This window comes from Microcoleus sp. F10-B2 (assembly GCF_036704965.1).
Lineage (GTDB): Bacteria > Cyanobacteriota > Cyanobacteriia > Cyanobacteriales > Microcoleaceae > Microcoleus.
The window spans coordinates 1-15,215 of sequence record NZ_JAUBTB010000017.1; the positions used below are offsets into that span (position 1 = coordinate 1).

A 15,215-nucleotide genomic window follows, 5' to 3' on the forward strand; every position below is an offset into this window, starting at 1 on the left:
AGAATGTTGGTAACATTAATTTTTGAGATAGGCTAGCTTGTAAGAATTCGGCTGCCTATCTTTTTTTAGCACAAGTGGGTTAAATCTTTACGCTCTCTGGGTTTGGCGCGGGTTGTCACCCCCCCAGCTTCTAAAGTTAGAGTGACTCGGATTGTCAGTCTTGAACAGAGATTAATACTGAGACGATTGGGCGAGTTAGGAAGTCAGCAAATGCAGGAATTGAATGCAACTATCATACAAGCATTTCAATTAGTATAGCCTTGTTTACTATCCCGTACTTGCCGGAAACGATCGCAAATCCCTGCAATCAAGGTTTCGCCATCAATCGGTGGATTATGTTCGGACATAGCAACAGCAGCATCTATCTTAACTCGTACAGTATCGATCCACTGGCGATCGGCGCGATCGTATTCATCTAACAACCGCAAAGCAACTTCCAGCACTTCTTCAGCAGAGCCATATTTACCAGTTTGCAGTTTAGTTTGGATGAATAGTTCTTGGGTTTTCGTCAGAGTAATGCTCATAGTATTGATTTACTCGTTTGCTTCAATTATATCGTGTCGATCGATCTTTGAAACCAGCGAGTGGCAAAATTTGGATTTTGCGATCGATCTTAGCATACCTAATTATTTCAAACCAGCACCGGACGACTTCTCAACGGCACAAGAATTTCATGCAAAACACTAGGCTTCGCACTAAGATACACTTCACGACAATTACCCTCGTTATATCCAACAATAATTGCACCGATCGCACTACCGATTTCAGGATACATCTCTTCACTCATCTCTCCGTTATCCAAAAAGTCTGGAATTTTAATCAAACCTTTGACAGCATCTTCACCAATATTAACAAACACTCCAAAGGGAGCATGATATTCAACTTTACCCAGCAAAAATTGCCCCAATCTGTACTTTAACTTAATTTGTTCCCAGCTTTGACTATCCATAATATTCAGTGTGGTTTGAGGACTCGTGGAAATTGGTTGAGTATGGCAAACAAGCGTTGAGGTACAATTACCTCAATTCGCTCGTAACCGTCTTTCTCATCATAGCGATATTCCAGCGACTTGAAATACTGCTCATAACTTGACTTATCAATTGAAACCTCCAGTATCCCTTCTTTATAGCATTGATTATACTCTTCTGCAATACTTCGATCGTTGGGGCCGGCAAAATAGCAATTTCCATCGACATAAGGAGGATTGTAGGGAAAATCGACGGGTTGAAATCCCTCTTTCAGTAATTTCTGACCTTTGCGTTTTTGAGGTGCTTTGTAAATTGTAATGATTTGGGGGGATTGTGACTGACTAGGTTCCATGTAAAATGCTTCAGATTTCCAGACATTTTCCTTCACTAAATGCTTGTTTTGCTTGTCGCCTCACAGGATCGAATTTGCCTGCTTTCAGATCCTCTTCAATTTGTTTATCCCAAAGAGCTTCTTGGAAATCTTCAAACCATTTGACAAACTCTGCGAGTTCATTCTGTGGAAGTTGCTTTACTGCTGTTTTGAGTTCTGCAATGTTCATGGTAAGTAACTTTTTTTCCTAATATTCGTTGACTTGTTTGTTTTAATTATATCGCGTCGATCGCATCATACAAAATTCCCTCTTCAGTCCCCCTCTGCTCGGAGTTCGTTTGACCAGATTTCAATCGCCGGGTGACTGACAAATCAGCAGCATGGAAAGAGGAATCTGCGTCTGTGGATGTGTCTGCTCCTCGAATTCACAGACCCTCCAGCCAGATTCCGACACTTGTTGAAACCACGAACTAACAGTGCGAAAATACCACGGCATTGGCTCTCGAAAAGCTCCGCCGAAGTTGTCGAAAGTCTCGGTTTTCCATCCATCAACATAGGGCTGTTCCTGACACGCTGTGAATGGATGAACTGTCTGGATTAACAGATGTCCGTCTGAGACTATTGCTTTGCGTAACGATCGCAATAAACCTCCAATTTCCTCACCCAGTAGCGAGAAATTGCAAACAATTCCATCGTATGGTTGACCGAGTATCGCTGGATCGGCAATAATCTCATCGTAGCCGATCGCCCGAAAACAACTGCCTCCTTTCTCGCGAGCTCGATCGACCAAAACAGCGCAACCATCAACTCCGACAACCTCAAAACCACGGTTTGCTAGGGCGCGTGTCAGCCAACCTTCACCGCATCCGACATCCAAAACACGCCGAGGCTTATAGCGCAGCACTGCTTGCAGAATAGCCTCATCGGTTGCTGCGCGGCGACTTTCAATCTTATTTTGGTCGATCGCCTGTATCCATGCGTCAGCATTAGCCTCCCAACTTTGTTGAATTTGTTGTTCAGGGCGATCGAATTTCATGGTGATTCTCCTATTGGTACTAGGACTTACGAAAAAATCAGATTTTAACCCGATCCTGCGTAAGTCCTGGCTACATAAAAACGAGTTCACAAAGCCCGATTCTTAAACCCATCGACCCACTACAACTCTCAGCGTTCCATCTGCCAAAGTTTCCTCTTCTTCAACATGAAAACCCTCTGACTGCACCGCCGCCATCAAACTTTTCCGCGCGTATTTTTGACTGATTGAATTGACAAATTCCTGCTGGTTAATTCGAGCGCCCCAAAAATCCGCCACCAATTCGTAATCCTCTCCAGTGCGGCGAAAACCCAAATCGTAACCATTGGATTGCCGAATCACGTACTCGGCATTAATTTTGTCGCCCCGATAACCCCGTACCTGCACATTGCACTCTACTTGATAACCCAGCTCTTCCAACACTTGATGCAGCAGTTCGCCGTTCTTGATCTGAACCTTGATCGTTGTGAAGTGTGACATATCACTTTCGGATTTTTGTGTGAAACGCTAATTTGATTATAATACTATAAACTGCCACAGTCAATAAGTTAGAACTTGTGCTCTTAAACCAGGTTTTAGCGTCAGCGAAAGCAGCCAGGTTACTAGCCCCCGGATTTATCTGTGCAGAAATTCACAACATAGTATCCGATAACAATTCCCCCGATTTATCCGTGAGCTCGCTTTCTTCAATCCTCAAATTATTCAATCTAAAATCTAAGATCTAAAATCTAAAATCGTATGATAGCCGATAATTCTAACAACCTAAACAATCCGATATCCGATAACAATTTCCCCCGAGTTATTCGTGAGTTCGCTTTCTTCAATCCTCAAAATCTAAAATCTAAAATCTAAAATCGTATGATGCCAGACAATTCTAACCAACCCAGAGAATATGATGCCGTCCTCGGCGGCCAAAGTCAAATCCCGATCGCCGGCGCTGTTTTGGGAGGCATCGCGGGGGTCAAGCAGCGCTTCAACAGTCCTAGTATCGAGGCTCGGATTGCCGCTGTTAAAGATGCTCCTAAATACGGAGGCGCTGGTTTAAATTTAGCAATTGAGGCGCTGCTTGATCCCGCACCAGAAGTGCAGCGAGTTGCTTATTTAATTTTGCGATCGAGGACAGAACCTATAGTGCGCCAAGCTTTAAAAGACTTCGTGCCTTACAAGCTTTTTGACTGCATCCGCACTGTGAAAACTGGGACAAATCTTGCGATTAGTCCCGGAGGATCTCGCACGGCGAGTTTGCACGGGAAAATAATTAGAATTTGCGATGTAGATACAGGAGAATTACTCTATACTGTTGACAAGTATCCCCGCGCTCAAGAAACTTTTGTACTTTGCAAAGAAAGCGAAGTTTTTGTGAGGATCAGAAATACTCCGAAACATCGTGCGATCGAAATTTGGCAGGGAGGAGAATTGCGGCATACTTCCCTCGGACATGAAGCGGAAATTAGCGCAATTGTCGTCAGTCCCGACAGTCAAGTTATCGCCAGCGGTTCGGCAGATACTACGATTAAAATTTGGAATTTAGAGACGGGAAAGTTAATCTGTACCTTTGGCAATCTTTTAACTTGGGGAGCTCATAAAGCAGGAATTGTTAGTCTTGCTTTTAGCCCGATCGCACAAACTCTCGCTAGCAGCAGTTCTGACGGTACAATTAAACTGTGGAACCTCCGCAGCAGAGAGTGCTTCCAAACAATTAAGGGTTACGCGAATTGTCTGGCTTTGAGTCCAGACGGGCCGACTTTGGCGGCTGGCGGCTGGGACAGAAACATTCAACTGCGACAGCTATCAAATCCAGATAGTCCAATCACTTTGGCGGGGCATTTTAACTCGATAAATGCGATCGCCTTTAGTCCCGACGGACTCACTGTTGTCAGTGCTAGTGCCGATGGTAATATCAAATTTTGGAATGCCAGTACCGGCGAACATATTCACACTCTTAGCGGACATCAAAACTCTGTTACTTGTCTTACTTTTAGCAGCGATGGTGAAACTATTATTAGCGGCAGTATAGACAAAACTGTCAAAATTTGGGGAGTTATACCATTTTAGATTTTAGATTTTAGATTTTAGATTTTAGATTTTAGATTTTAAATTGAAGAATTGGGAATGACTGCTAGGCTATGGGTTGGGAGCAGGGTCTACTGTTGTATTTTTATTGACGGCTATTAATTGAAGTCCCGCGAGTACCCCACTCCAAAAAAAATTATTCCGATGCAAACGGAAAGGATATTATTCTTATATTTTTTAGGAATGAGAATTAAATAACTTACAATGCGTGATGTTCTTGTGGGATGGGCCCATCCCGCCCGTCCAGAAAGGGCGGGCTTTCAGGCCCACCCCACTTTCAAGAGTGTAAATTATTTAATTCGCGATCCTTATCACTCAACCCGAGCTTTTTTCGTATAAACCCGGTTTAGCAAGGCAAGCCTGCCTTCAGGACTATTCTCATAAAACTCGCTCGGACGGACTTTCTAACTACAAACACCTTTTATGACTGGTATTGACCGGACATGATATTAAGAGTGCGTCCTGGACTGTTTAATATCTCCCGATTCCCGATGCCTCGGTACGTGAATCTACGCAAACAAATATAATAAATTTACAATTACAGTTCTTGTCCAAGCTGAGAATTGCGGAAGTTTTTTTTGACCGACTACAAATAATTACCGTAAAAATACCGATTTGCAGGCATTATTCCGCTTATTATCAATTTTTGAACCGTAGCCATAAAACCTGAGCTAGCCGCCATTACTGAATCCTTGAAACTAGGTTTAAACTATCGCATTTGGCTCGCATGAGTATTATTGCTAAGTGTAATAATTGACTTAAAAAGTTTATGCTTAAAACATAGGCCGCAGTTACATATACAGTGCATCCCAAAGTAACCATGTCACACTGCAACCAATTCATCTGTCCTTCCCGCAATCCCGCAGAAATGTGCGACACTGCTGCCAGTTGGCAGCAAAAAGCCGATCGACTAACGGTAAAATTAAACAGCACCCAGAAGTGGCTTTACACAGAAATCGATCGGCTCAAACAAGCCAACGAAACCCTGCATCCCACTGTCAGTTGTGCCTCGATTTTCCTGTGGGCAACAGACAGACACGGCAAGTTAACCCTTGCTGCAGGGAAAGGATTAGAAAATTTGGGACTCAAACCAGGTGCCACTGTCGGGCTGTCGATTTTTGAAGTTTACAGCAGCCAGCCAGATATCTTAGAAAATATTGCTGAGGTATTAACAGGAAACGATCGCATTTGGAATGTCCGAGAAGGGCATTTTATTTACGAAATTCGATCGGCAGCCCTGCGAGATGGAAACGGCGAAGTTGTCGGGGCCGTCGGTGTTTCTACTGAAATTACTGAACGCGATCCGTCCATCGCAACTGTGGAAACGGCAAATCAAGAATTAGAAGACAAACTTCAGCAGCAGACGGCAGTCTGGAATGCAGCATTTGCCAAAAGCGAAAAAAAGTACCGCAACCTCCTAGAAACTTCCGAAGAATTGATTTGGTCGATCGATATTGAAGGCCTCTTGACTTTTGTCAATTCCGCCGCCAAACGCATCTACATTTACGAACCGCCAGAAATGCTCAAACGTCGCTTCACCGAGTTTTTGGTTCACCAACAAAAAACAAGACAAATAGAAATATTGGCGCCAATTTTAGCGATAACCAGCATTCAGCCACAAACCGCTAATTTTCCTTACGAAACATTACACATTCGCAAAGACGGTACTCCCGTCCGCCTGCGCGTCAACAGCACCGTCAACCAAGCGGAAAACGGCGCTATTTTAGGCTTGTGCGGAACCGCGACAGATATTAGCGATCGCCAGCGATGCAGAAAAAGAAGTCCTCCTCCAACCAATTGACCACCGCGTCAAAAACAACCTCCAATTTATTTCCAGTTTGCTCAAAATTCAGTCCCGCTACATCCAAGACAGCCTTGTTAATGAAATGTTAAAAAAAAGTCAAAACAGAGTCAGGTCAATCGCCCTGGTTCACGAACAATTCTCTCTATCCAAAGACTCGTCAAACATTGATTTTGCGGAATACATCCAAAATCTCGCCCACCATTTATTACACGCTGATGAAATTCAGGCAGCAGGCGTCACATTTCAAACAAATATTGCGTGGGATTCTCTCAATATTAATACGGCAGTTCCTTGCAGATTCACGCTCGACGAGCTTGTAACAAATTCCCAGAATTATGCTTTGAGAGGACAAACTCAAGGTAAAATTAAAATAATTTTTACTAGGACGCTCGCCGAGTTGGCGTGCTAGCTGGGATGGACAGTGGAATGGGTTTTATTCAACACTTAGATTATCTAAAATTCCTAAGAGGATGTTTTAAAAGGGTCGTTTGACCTCATAGTTGGCACAAAGAAGCATCTAAGTATGGGCCCAAAGCTTGATTTATCGTCTCAGTTAAGCCCAATCATCAGGGCTAAATTATACCTGACCGGACTTTTAAAACATCCTCTAAGATTAGGTTGGCGGTCTATCGAGTCTTCAGTTAACAAAATTCGCAAAAAAATAGAAATATTAAAAACTGCTAGTACGAATTTGAAGCTAACATTTTTCTAACCAAAATAGCACTTGTAGGAGAAAAGTTAATGTCACAGAAAACAATTCTGATAGTTGAAGACAAAAATATCATTGCAGAAGATATTTCAGACAGTTTAATATCTCTAGGATATAGAATAACTCGTATTGTCTATTCCGGAGAAGAAGCGATTCAATCAGCAGCAGAACTCCGACCGGATTTAGTTTTAATGGATGTGAACCTGCAAGGATCGATCGACGGCATTCTAGCAGCAGAAGAAATTCGATCTCGCTTTCAAATCCCGGTAGTTTATCTGACAGCTTATCCTGACGAAAACACTTTGTGGCGCGTCAATGGAACCAAACCCTTCGGCTATATTGTCAAACCTTTTGAGGCAAAAAAAATGCACACAACTATTCAATTGGCTCTCCACCGACATCAGTACGATAGCTTGACAAACTTGCCAAATCGTTCGCTGTTGCGAGAACTGCTAAGTCAGTTGTTAGACAAGCAAAAAGCATTGCCAGCAATGATTCCCGTTGTCACTCTCAGTTTAGATAGGATTAACCGGATTAACAGTACCTTAGGACACGATATTGGCGACTCCGTACTTTGCAAAGTTGCGCAGCGGCTGAGTAACTGCACGGAGAACATTAATATTGTGGCTCGTTTGGAAGCAGCAGAATTTGCAATTGTTCTCCAACCAGTTGCCGAAAAACAGGAGGCTGCTAAGATGGCTCAAAACATTTTAGATATTGTAGCCCAACCTATGATTGTCAAAGGCTCGGAACTGTACGTCACGGCGAGTATCGGCATTTCTTTATCTCCAAGGGACGCCAGCGATGGAGAGGAACTGCTGAAAAATGCTTATACAGCCATGTACAGTTCTCAGCAACAAGGTGGCAACAAATATCAGTTTTACACTGCCAAAGCCGCGAGTATTTCTATCAATAGATTTACTCAAGAAACTTGCCTCCGCAATGCTTTAAAACGATCGGAGTTTGAAGTTTATTATGAGCCACAAATAGAAATTAAAACAGGTAAAATTATTGGTGCTGAAGCTTTGGTGCGCTGGAATCATCCAGAAAGGGGCAGAGTTTCCCCGGCAGAATTTATTCCAATGGCTGAAGAAATGGGCTTGATTGCACCGCTGGGCGAATGGGTTTTAGAGACTGCTTGCAGGCAAACTAAAGCTTGGCAAATACAGGGGTTGCCGCCGCTGCGGGTAGCCGTCAACCTGTCAGCCCGCCAGTTCGATCGCAAAAACTTGACGGAGAGAGTCAGACAGATATTGAGAGAAACTAATCTCGATCCTAAATGTCTGGAATTAGAATTAACGGAAAGTCTGATTTTGGAAGATGAAACGGCAGCAGTTGAAGCTTTTACGGTGTGGAGAGATATGGGGATTAGGATAGCAATTGATGATTTTGGCACTGGTTATTCTTCTTTGAGTTATCCGAAACGCTTTCCGTTTGATGCGATCAAAATTGACAAGAGTTTTATTCGGAATATTGCAGACGATCGCCAAAATGCAGCGATTACAATAGCGATTATTCAAATGGCACACTGCATGAACATGACTGTGATTGCTGAGGGGGTAGAAAATGAGTCGGAACTTGCTTTTGTGTGCGATCGCGAGTGCGACGAAATTCAAGGTTATTTTTTCAGCCAGCCTTTGCCAAGGGCTGAGTTTGAAGCGCTGCTGAAAAGCGATAAGTGCTGGGAGTTATGCTGGAGGAAGAAGGAAGAAGCAATTTTAAGCTCGGGTTTGAGCAAACAAGAAACTTCTAATCGTCTTGGCAGTTGCTATAAAATAGGATAATGGGTAATGGGTAATGGATAATGGGTAATTTTCCCTAATTACTGATGACTAATGATTAATTCAAAAGATACGATCGCCCAACCACCCTGCCCAGCCACAGCCCAAAACCGGAAGTAGCCACCAACAGGATAAACGTATAAAGCCCGCTGCCGTTGTGGATCGACCTTTCAGCAGCTACCATCCGCGCCACCACTCCAGCAATAATGCCGATCGCAGCCCAAGCCCCATAAACAGTCTTAGACCCGGCGATAGCCAAAGCTTGGACGATCGCCTCAGAACCCGCCCCAGCCAAAGCCCCCGCCCACGCCCCAATCCCCAGCCCGATCGCACCAGAGAGCCCGATGGGGCCCCGGGAATTCAAGCCTACTTCCGCCGCCAGCCCGCACGTCAAGCCAACAACCGCCCAACACACGGCCGCCGCCAATGCGTTGACCCAATCCCCAGAAACCGTTCCAGCCATCAATCCCACCACTGTCACCACTCCCGCTACGGCCAAAACTACAGCCACCGCCCGATACTGGGCCTCGGAACTGGCGATCGCCCCCAAACCAGCTCCAACTGCGCCCCAAGCAGCCCCTGTTACCATTCCTCCCGCCTGAAAACCGGCGATCGACCCCCCTACCGCCCCAGCCAAAACTAACGCCGCCAGCCACACTCTAGGCGTTGCCGAACCCTCCGCCAGCAAAATCGCGGCCCACAGCCAATCTGCACCGCAGATTAAAGTCCACATCCACAGCGGGGATTCCCTCAAAATCCAACCGGTCAAAGCATAACTCGCCACAGCGATTGCCAGTGGTGTCCAAGGGAAGCTTGAATATTGTTGAGATGGTCGCGGTTTGGAGTATTGAGTGGGAAATTCTTTTTTCCTTTTGGGGGTAAGGTTTGAATAGTTTAGAGATGGCCGCGCTTTCCTCGCAACGCTTGTGGCAGATTGTTTTTTTCCCCGCCGCGCTTGGCGATTTTGAGTAGTAAATCGTTTCTTGGTTGAAGAGTTGTTTTGAGTTTGAATTTTTTTGGAGACGGCTTTTGGGCGGGTTTGACTGCGCTGGGAACCAGGCCTGGCGGCTGATTTTCGAGAACGCCTTCTCAGCGGCTTTTCCGGCGGGGGCGGCGGCTGCTGAAACTGTTTTTCGATCGACCTCGATTCAGGCTGACTCAGAAACAACACCAACTGCTGGTAAGCTTCATTAATTTCTGTTAATCTTTGGTGAGCTTTTTGTTGCAGGCGGTCGTTGTGGGCAAACCGATCGGGATGCCACACAAACGCTAAATCCCTGTAAGCGCGCTTAATTTCTTCTAGGGAACTTCCCGGCTCAATTTCGAGGATTTCGTAGCATCGATTAATGTCAGCCATAGGCTTCGACGGGCAGGTGTTGGTAAATTGGCGTGAAGCGAAGCTATCCCGCAGGGAATCGCACTTAACATCTTCTACTATTCTCAGCCAAGCTGCACAGTAAGCCGATCGCCCATCAACTGTCAACCGTTCTCAAGTCTGCGGGCCATCCTTCGGGTCGATCGATGCCGACTGACAACTGGCTACAATGAGAAAATCCTTTCGCGCGATCGGTAACTGTGTCTGTGTCGGAAAATCAACCTCCCACCTTCATCCTAGTTGACGGCCACTCCCTGGCCTTTCGTTCCTACTTCGCCTTTGCCAAAAGCCGAGATGGGGGTTTGCGAACTACGACGGGCATTCCCACCAGCGTCTGTTTTGGCTTTCTCAAGTCGCTACTGGAAGTAATGGCTGCCCACGACCCCCAGTACATGGCGATCGCGTTTGACCTCGCCACGCCCACATTTCGCCACGAAGCAGACGACACCTACAAAGCCGGTCGTGCGGAAACTCCCGAAGATTTCATCCCCGATATCAAAAACCTGCAAGAACTCCTCAGCTATTTGAATTTACCCGCCATAACTGCTCCCGGCTACGAGGCAGACGATGTTTTGGGAACTTTGGCAAACAAAGCCAGCGCGGCAGGTTATCAGGTCAAAATCCTCACGGGCGATCGAGATTTGTTTCAATTAGTAGAAACCGAAAAACAAATTAGCGTATTGTATTTGAGTACCGATGAACTCAGGCGATCGGGCAAAGGCAAATCCCAAGAATACGGTCCGGAAGAAGTCAAAGCCAAACTCGGTATTTTGCCCGAACAAGTAGTAGATTACAAAGCTTTGTGCGGCGATAAATCCGACAACATCCCCGGAGTCAAAGGCATCGGCGACAAAACCGCCCTGCAATTGCTGGAAGCTTACAATTCCCTCGACGGAATTTATGCAGCCATCGATGAGATTAAAGGAGCAACTAAGAAAAAGCTAGAAGAAGGCAAAGAAGCTGCTTATCATTCTCAACGCATGGCGACAATTGTCCAAGACGTGCCCTTAGAAATCAACTTAGAAGATTGCCAGCTTATAGGTTTTGATGAATCAGCCTTGATTCCCATGCTGGAAAAGTTGGAATTTAAGACATTTTTAGGGAAAGTAAAGCAAATTCAAAAACGGTTCGGCGGCACAGAAGAGCCATTGACAGACAGTGGCACAGGCATCTTGCCATTGACAGACAGTGGCACAGGCATCTTGCCTGTGGCAAAGGGCGGGCAAGATGCCCACCCCACAATCTATTCAACCGACAGTGGCACAGGCATCTTGCCTGTGGCAAAGGGCGGGCAAGATGCCCACCCCACAATCTATTCAATCGACAGTGGCACAGGCATCTTGCCTGTGGCCGACAGTGGCACAGGCATCTTGCCTGTGGCAAAGGGCGGGCAAGATGCCCACCCCACAATAGATAAGTCACCTCAAACTGGTGAAAGTTCAGAAGCAGACGAATTGTGGTTTTGGACTCATGATGACACCAAAGCCGCCCAGCAGCAAAACAAACTGCCAATTCAACCCCGAATAATTCAAACAACCGAACAGTTAAACGAATTAGTCCAACTGCTGCAAACCTGCACCGACAAAGCCTCACCCGTGGCGTGGGATACCGAAACCACCGCCATCGAACCGCGAGACGCCGAATTAGTCGGAATTGGCTGCTGTTGGGGAACCGGTGAAGAGGATGTCGCTTACATTCCCACGGGACACAAAACGGGCAAAAACTTGGACAAAGCCACAGTTTTAAATGCTTTGCGTCCGATTTTGGAAAGCGAGAATTATCCCAAGGCGCTGCAAAATGCTAAGTTCGATCGATCGATCCTGCGCTGTCAGGGAATCAAACTAGCCGGAGTCGTCTTCGACACCATGCTAGCCAGTTACGTACTCAACCCAGAAACTAGCCACAGTCTCAGCGAATTGTCAAGGAAATACTTAGGCATTGTCGCCAAAAGTTACAATGAATTAGTACCCAAAAACAAAACAATTGCTGACATCAGTATTCCCGCGGTAGCTGACTACTGCGGCATGGATGTTCACACCACATTTGGGTTAGTAAATAAACTTAGAGCAGAATTGGATAAAGCTGATGAAGCTAACTTTCCGGGAAAGTCTTTGCACCAGTTACTGCTGGAAGTAGAACAGCCTTTAGAACCAGTTTTAGCAGAAATGGAATACTGCGGAATTCGCATTGATTCAGCATATCTGCAAGAACTTTCACAACAGCTAGAAAAGAGCTTAAAAGAAATAGAAGAAAAAACTTATCAAGCAGCGGGGAGAAAGTTTAATTTAGGTTCGCCGAAACAACTCAGCGAAATATTTTTAGAAAAAATCCCGGATGAGTTTCAGAAAAAGTCTCGCAAAACGAAGACGGGATACTCTACAGACGCCGCTGTATTGGATAAATTGCAAGGAGACCACCCGATTGTAGACGATTTATTAGAACACCGAACATTATCCAAATTGAAATCAACTTATGTCGATGCTTTGCCGCAGTTAGTGCGTGCCGATACCGGGCGAGTGCATACAGATTTCAACCAAACTGCAACGGGTACGGGAAGGCTTTCTTCTTCCAATCCAAATTTACAAAATATTCCCATCCGCACCGAGTTTTCGCGGCAAATTCGCAAGGCTTTTTTGCCGGAAGCAGGTTGGGTGATGGTGTCGGCTGACTATTCTCAAATTGAACTGCGAATTTTGGCTCACTTGAGTCAAGAACCTGTGTTAATTGAAGCTTATCAAAATAACCGAGATGTGCATACCGTGACGGCTCAACTGCTGTTTGAAAAAGAGGAAGTAACTCCCGATGAAAGACGGTTTGGCAAAACGATTAATTTCGGGGTAATTTACGGTATGGGGGCGATTAAGTTTGGTCGATCGATGGGCAAAACTTCAGCAGACGGTAAAAAGTTTATTGAACGATTTAACCAGCGTTACAGTAAAGTTTTTGAATATTTGGAGAAAGTAAAAAAAGAGGCGATCGCCCTAGGCTATGTTACCACAATTCTAGGCCGCCGCCGCTATTTAAAATTCGAGAGCGAAAGCCTCCTGGACTTAAAAGGTCGCAATCCCCAAGACATTCACTCCGATAGACTTAAATCTGTCAGCAGAGATGATGCCCAATCTTTGCGGGCCGCAGCCAACGCTCCCATTCAAGGCTCCAGTGCTGATATCATTAAACTTGCCATGATTGAGGTACACAAAATTTTGCAAAACTATCAGGCGCGGCTGCTGCTGCAAGTTCACGATGAATTAATCTTTGAAGTGCCTCCCGATGAATGGGAAGAATTGCAGCCGAAAATTAGAACGGCGATGGAAAATGCTCTGCCACTTAGCGTACCGCTGATAGTTGACATCCACGCTGGGCAGAATTGGATGGAAACTAAATAAAACAGAGAAATATGAGCCAAACTAAAATCGCGATTTTCCCAAAAATAAAAACCTTAAGTGCAGTTGCTATGCTATTGCTACTATTCGGGTGTCCACAAAAGTTAGCGGCCAACAACTATGCTGTCAAGCGTGTCAGCGACGGCGATACCCTGGTCGCCAGCGATCCAGCGGGGAAAGATATCAAAGTGCGTTTTGCCTGTGTAGATGCACCGGAAATCGCGCACACAAATGCTGAAAAAAATAGCAAAGCATCAGCACTAAAAAATCAATTTAAGTGGGGAAATCTAGCGCACCAAAGAATGCAGCAGCTAGTCAAACAAGGGGGCGGTCGCGTTGTTTTGACCGTCACCGATACTGACCGCTACGGCCGCAAAGTTAGCGAAGTTCGCTTGCCAAACGGCACATTTGCCCAAGAAGTTTTGACCCGCGAAGGATTGGCAATGGTTTACCGTCCTTACTTGAAAAATTGTCCGAGTGCAAGTGTTCTGGAACAAGCGGAAGCCGAAGCTAAGAAAAATCGCCGCGGCGTTTGGGGAGATTCTAAATTTGTTCCTGCGTGGAAATTTCGCAACAGCGATAAATGAGGGGAAGCAGGAAGTTAGGCAAGGGATTGTAGAACGCATTTAACGGATTTAACGGATGGATGTTGAGTAGGGACACGGCAATGCCGTGTCCTGACGGGGAGCTACGACTTTTAATAATTGGTATAAGATTGAGGATTGTAGCAAGATTTTTGGAAATTGGTATTGTGTTGTTGGTCTGGAATCGGGGAACCTGTATCAGATATTTACAGTCTTGGAGTCATTCAGGTCTTGTTAAACCCGGTCTCTACTATAAATCTTAGGTTTAGCTGCTTCGCATCCCCCCAGAAACCGGGTTTCTAGAGTCCGATGCCGATCGCCCTAATTTAGTACAATACAATCAGGACGAGGTTTTGCTCCTACCGTCCGCAATCTGTGGAGTTTCGGCGATAGCTGACGCCAGATTCATCTAAAACCAGACATGAGTTCGATCGCACTTTTCTCCGACCTGTTTTTTAGGAAAAGTCAACAAATGTGATAGGCTCCTGATAAACCAATAGACTGCTGACAAAAGCGGTCTATTGCAATCACCCAAAATTAACTTTAAGGGACATCAATGAATTTCAAACATCTGGTTATTTCCGGCATTGCCCTGATCCTCGGTACTGCAATTGTAGGAAATGCGATTGCTCAAGAACTGACCGACGACCAAAAAACGGTTGTTTGTCGCTTGAAAACAGAAGTTGACCAGCGGAAAGGCAACGGTCAAAAATTAGTATTTGTGCCGTTGCTGGGCCAAGTTCGCAACCAAGTTTCATCTCCTTTTAGAGCCACGCTGCATCCTAATGTGGAGTATGTTTTTGTTGCCACTTGCGACGGAAATTGCCAGGATTTAAACTTATCTCTCAAGGATGCAAGCGGCCAGGAAATCGCTGTGAGTCAAAAAACAGGCGAACTGGCGTCAATCTCTTTTACTCCCCCATCCCAAGGCGAATATCAAATCAGTGCTAAGCCTGGGGAATGCAAGAAGGCAGAGGGTTGCAATTTCGGCATGGGAATCTTCGTCCCTGCCTCTGCAAACGTACCTAATGCTTCAAAAATTCCTGCTGAGATAGCACAATTTCGACTTTGCCAGTAGAGGAAAACTTACAAGTTGTGAGTTGTGAGTAGAGTTAAGTTGTGAATAACCAATCTAACTCATAACTTGCAACTTATAACTCGTAAATTTTAATTA

General features: G+C 45.3%; 14 protein-coding genes. 7 read left to right on the forward strand and 7 right to left on the reverse strand.

The features are described from left to right. Positions 1–245: 245 nt before the first annotated feature. The 6 genes from QUA99_RS09065 to QUA99_RS09090 form a co-directional block, all read right to left on the reverse strand. Entirely contained in the window at positions 246–524 is a 279-nt protein-coding gene (locus tag QUA99_RS09065; RefSeq protein WP_333235835.1) for a type II toxin-antitoxin system ParD family antitoxin, read from the reverse strand. Positions 525–631: 107 nt separating this feature from the next. Beyond that, positions 632–949, reverse strand: a complete 318-nt coding sequence (locus QUA99_RS09070) for an RNA-binding protein (RefSeq protein ID WP_333032386.1) — start codon at positions 947–949, stop codon at positions 632–634. A gap of 5 nt (positions 950–954) precedes the next feature. After that, complete coding sequence (locus tag QUA99_RS09075) at positions 955–1,356, reverse strand: hypothetical protein (RefSeq protein ID WP_333235834.1); 402 nt, start codon at positions 1,354–1,356, stop codon at positions 955–957. Beyond that, positions 1,331–1,528: a hypothetical protein gene (locus QUA99_RS09080; protein WP_333235833.1), complete on the reverse strand. Its 198-nt coding sequence runs from the start codon at positions 1,526–1,528 to the stop codon at positions 1,331–1,333. The genes QUA99_RS09075 and QUA99_RS09080 overlap by 26 nt, the downstream gene beginning before the upstream one ends. Positions 1,529–1,648: 120 nt before the next feature. Continuing rightward, positions 1,649–2,335 carry a class I SAM-dependent methyltransferase gene (locus tag QUA99_RS09085; protein WP_333235832.1) on the reverse strand — a complete coding sequence of 229 codons (687 nt, stop codon included), beginning with the start codon at positions 2,333–2,335 and terminating at the stop codon, positions 1,649–1,651. Between the two features lie 102 nt (positions 2,336–2,437). Continuing rightward, positions 2,438–2,812: a DUF1257 domain-containing protein gene (locus QUA99_RS09090; protein WP_333235831.1), complete on the reverse strand. Its 375-nt coding sequence runs from the start codon at positions 2,810–2,812 to the stop codon at positions 2,438–2,440. Positions 2,813–3,190: 378 nt separating this feature from the next. On the opposite strand from QUA99_RS09090, the gene QUA99_RS09095 reads away from it, so the two are divergent. The 4 genes from QUA99_RS09095 (at position 3,191) to QUA99_RS09110 (ending at position 8,702) form a co-directional block, all read left to right on the forward strand. Beyond that, positions 3,191–4,387 carry a WD40 repeat domain-containing protein gene (locus tag QUA99_RS09095; protein ID WP_333235830.1) on the forward strand — a complete coding sequence of 399 codons (1,197 nt, stop codon included), beginning with the start codon at positions 3,191–3,193 and terminating at the stop codon, positions 4,385–4,387. 838 nt (positions 4,388–5,225) lie between these two features. Next, positions 5,226–6,206, forward strand: a complete 981-nt coding sequence (locus QUA99_RS09100) for a PAS domain-containing protein (RefSeq protein ID WP_333235829.1) — start codon at positions 5,226–5,228, stop codon at positions 6,204–6,206. Positions 6,207–6,243: 37 nt separating this feature from the next. Continuing rightward, positions 6,244–6,618: a histidine kinase dimerization/phosphoacceptor domain -containing protein gene (locus QUA99_RS09105; protein ID WP_333235828.1), complete on the forward strand. Its 375-nt coding sequence runs from the start codon at positions 6,244–6,246 to the stop codon at positions 6,616–6,618. A gap of 332 nt (positions 6,619–6,950) precedes the next feature. After that, positions 6,951–8,702, forward strand: coding sequence for an EAL domain-containing protein (locus tag QUA99_RS09110; protein WP_333235827.1), 1,752 nt, complete (start codon positions 6,951–6,953; stop codon positions 8,700–8,702). A 55-nt stretch (positions 8,703–8,757) separates the two neighbouring features. Here QUA99_RS09110 and QUA99_RS09115 read toward each other — a convergent pair whose 3' ends face one another. Then, entirely contained in the window at positions 8,758–10,182 is a 1,425-nt protein-coding gene (locus QUA99_RS09115; protein WP_333235826.1) for a J domain-containing protein, read from the reverse strand. A gap of 98 nt (positions 10,183–10,280) precedes the next feature. Here QUA99_RS09115 and polA point away from each other — a divergent pair, with 98 nt between their 5' ends. The 3 genes from polA to QUA99_RS09130 all read left to right on the forward strand — a co-directional run bounded on the left by polA (position 10,281) and on the right by QUA99_RS09130 (position 15,119). Beyond that, positions 10,281–13,460, forward strand: coding sequence for a DNA polymerase I (polA, locus tag QUA99_RS09120; RefSeq protein ID WP_333235825.1), 3,180 nt, complete (start codon positions 10,281–10,283; stop codon positions 13,458–13,460). A gap of 11 nt (positions 13,461–13,471) precedes the next feature. Then, positions 13,472–14,044, forward strand: coding sequence for a thermonuclease family protein (locus QUA99_RS09125; protein WP_333235823.1), 573 nt, complete (start codon positions 13,472–13,474; stop codon positions 14,042–14,044). A 553-nt stretch (positions 14,045–14,597) separates the two neighbouring features. After that, positions 14,598–15,119 carry a hypothetical protein gene (locus QUA99_RS09130; RefSeq protein ID WP_333235822.1) on the forward strand — a complete coding sequence of 174 codons (522 nt, stop codon included), beginning with the start codon at positions 14,598–14,600 and terminating at the stop codon, positions 15,117–15,119. Positions 15,120–15,215: the final 96 nt, after the last annotated feature.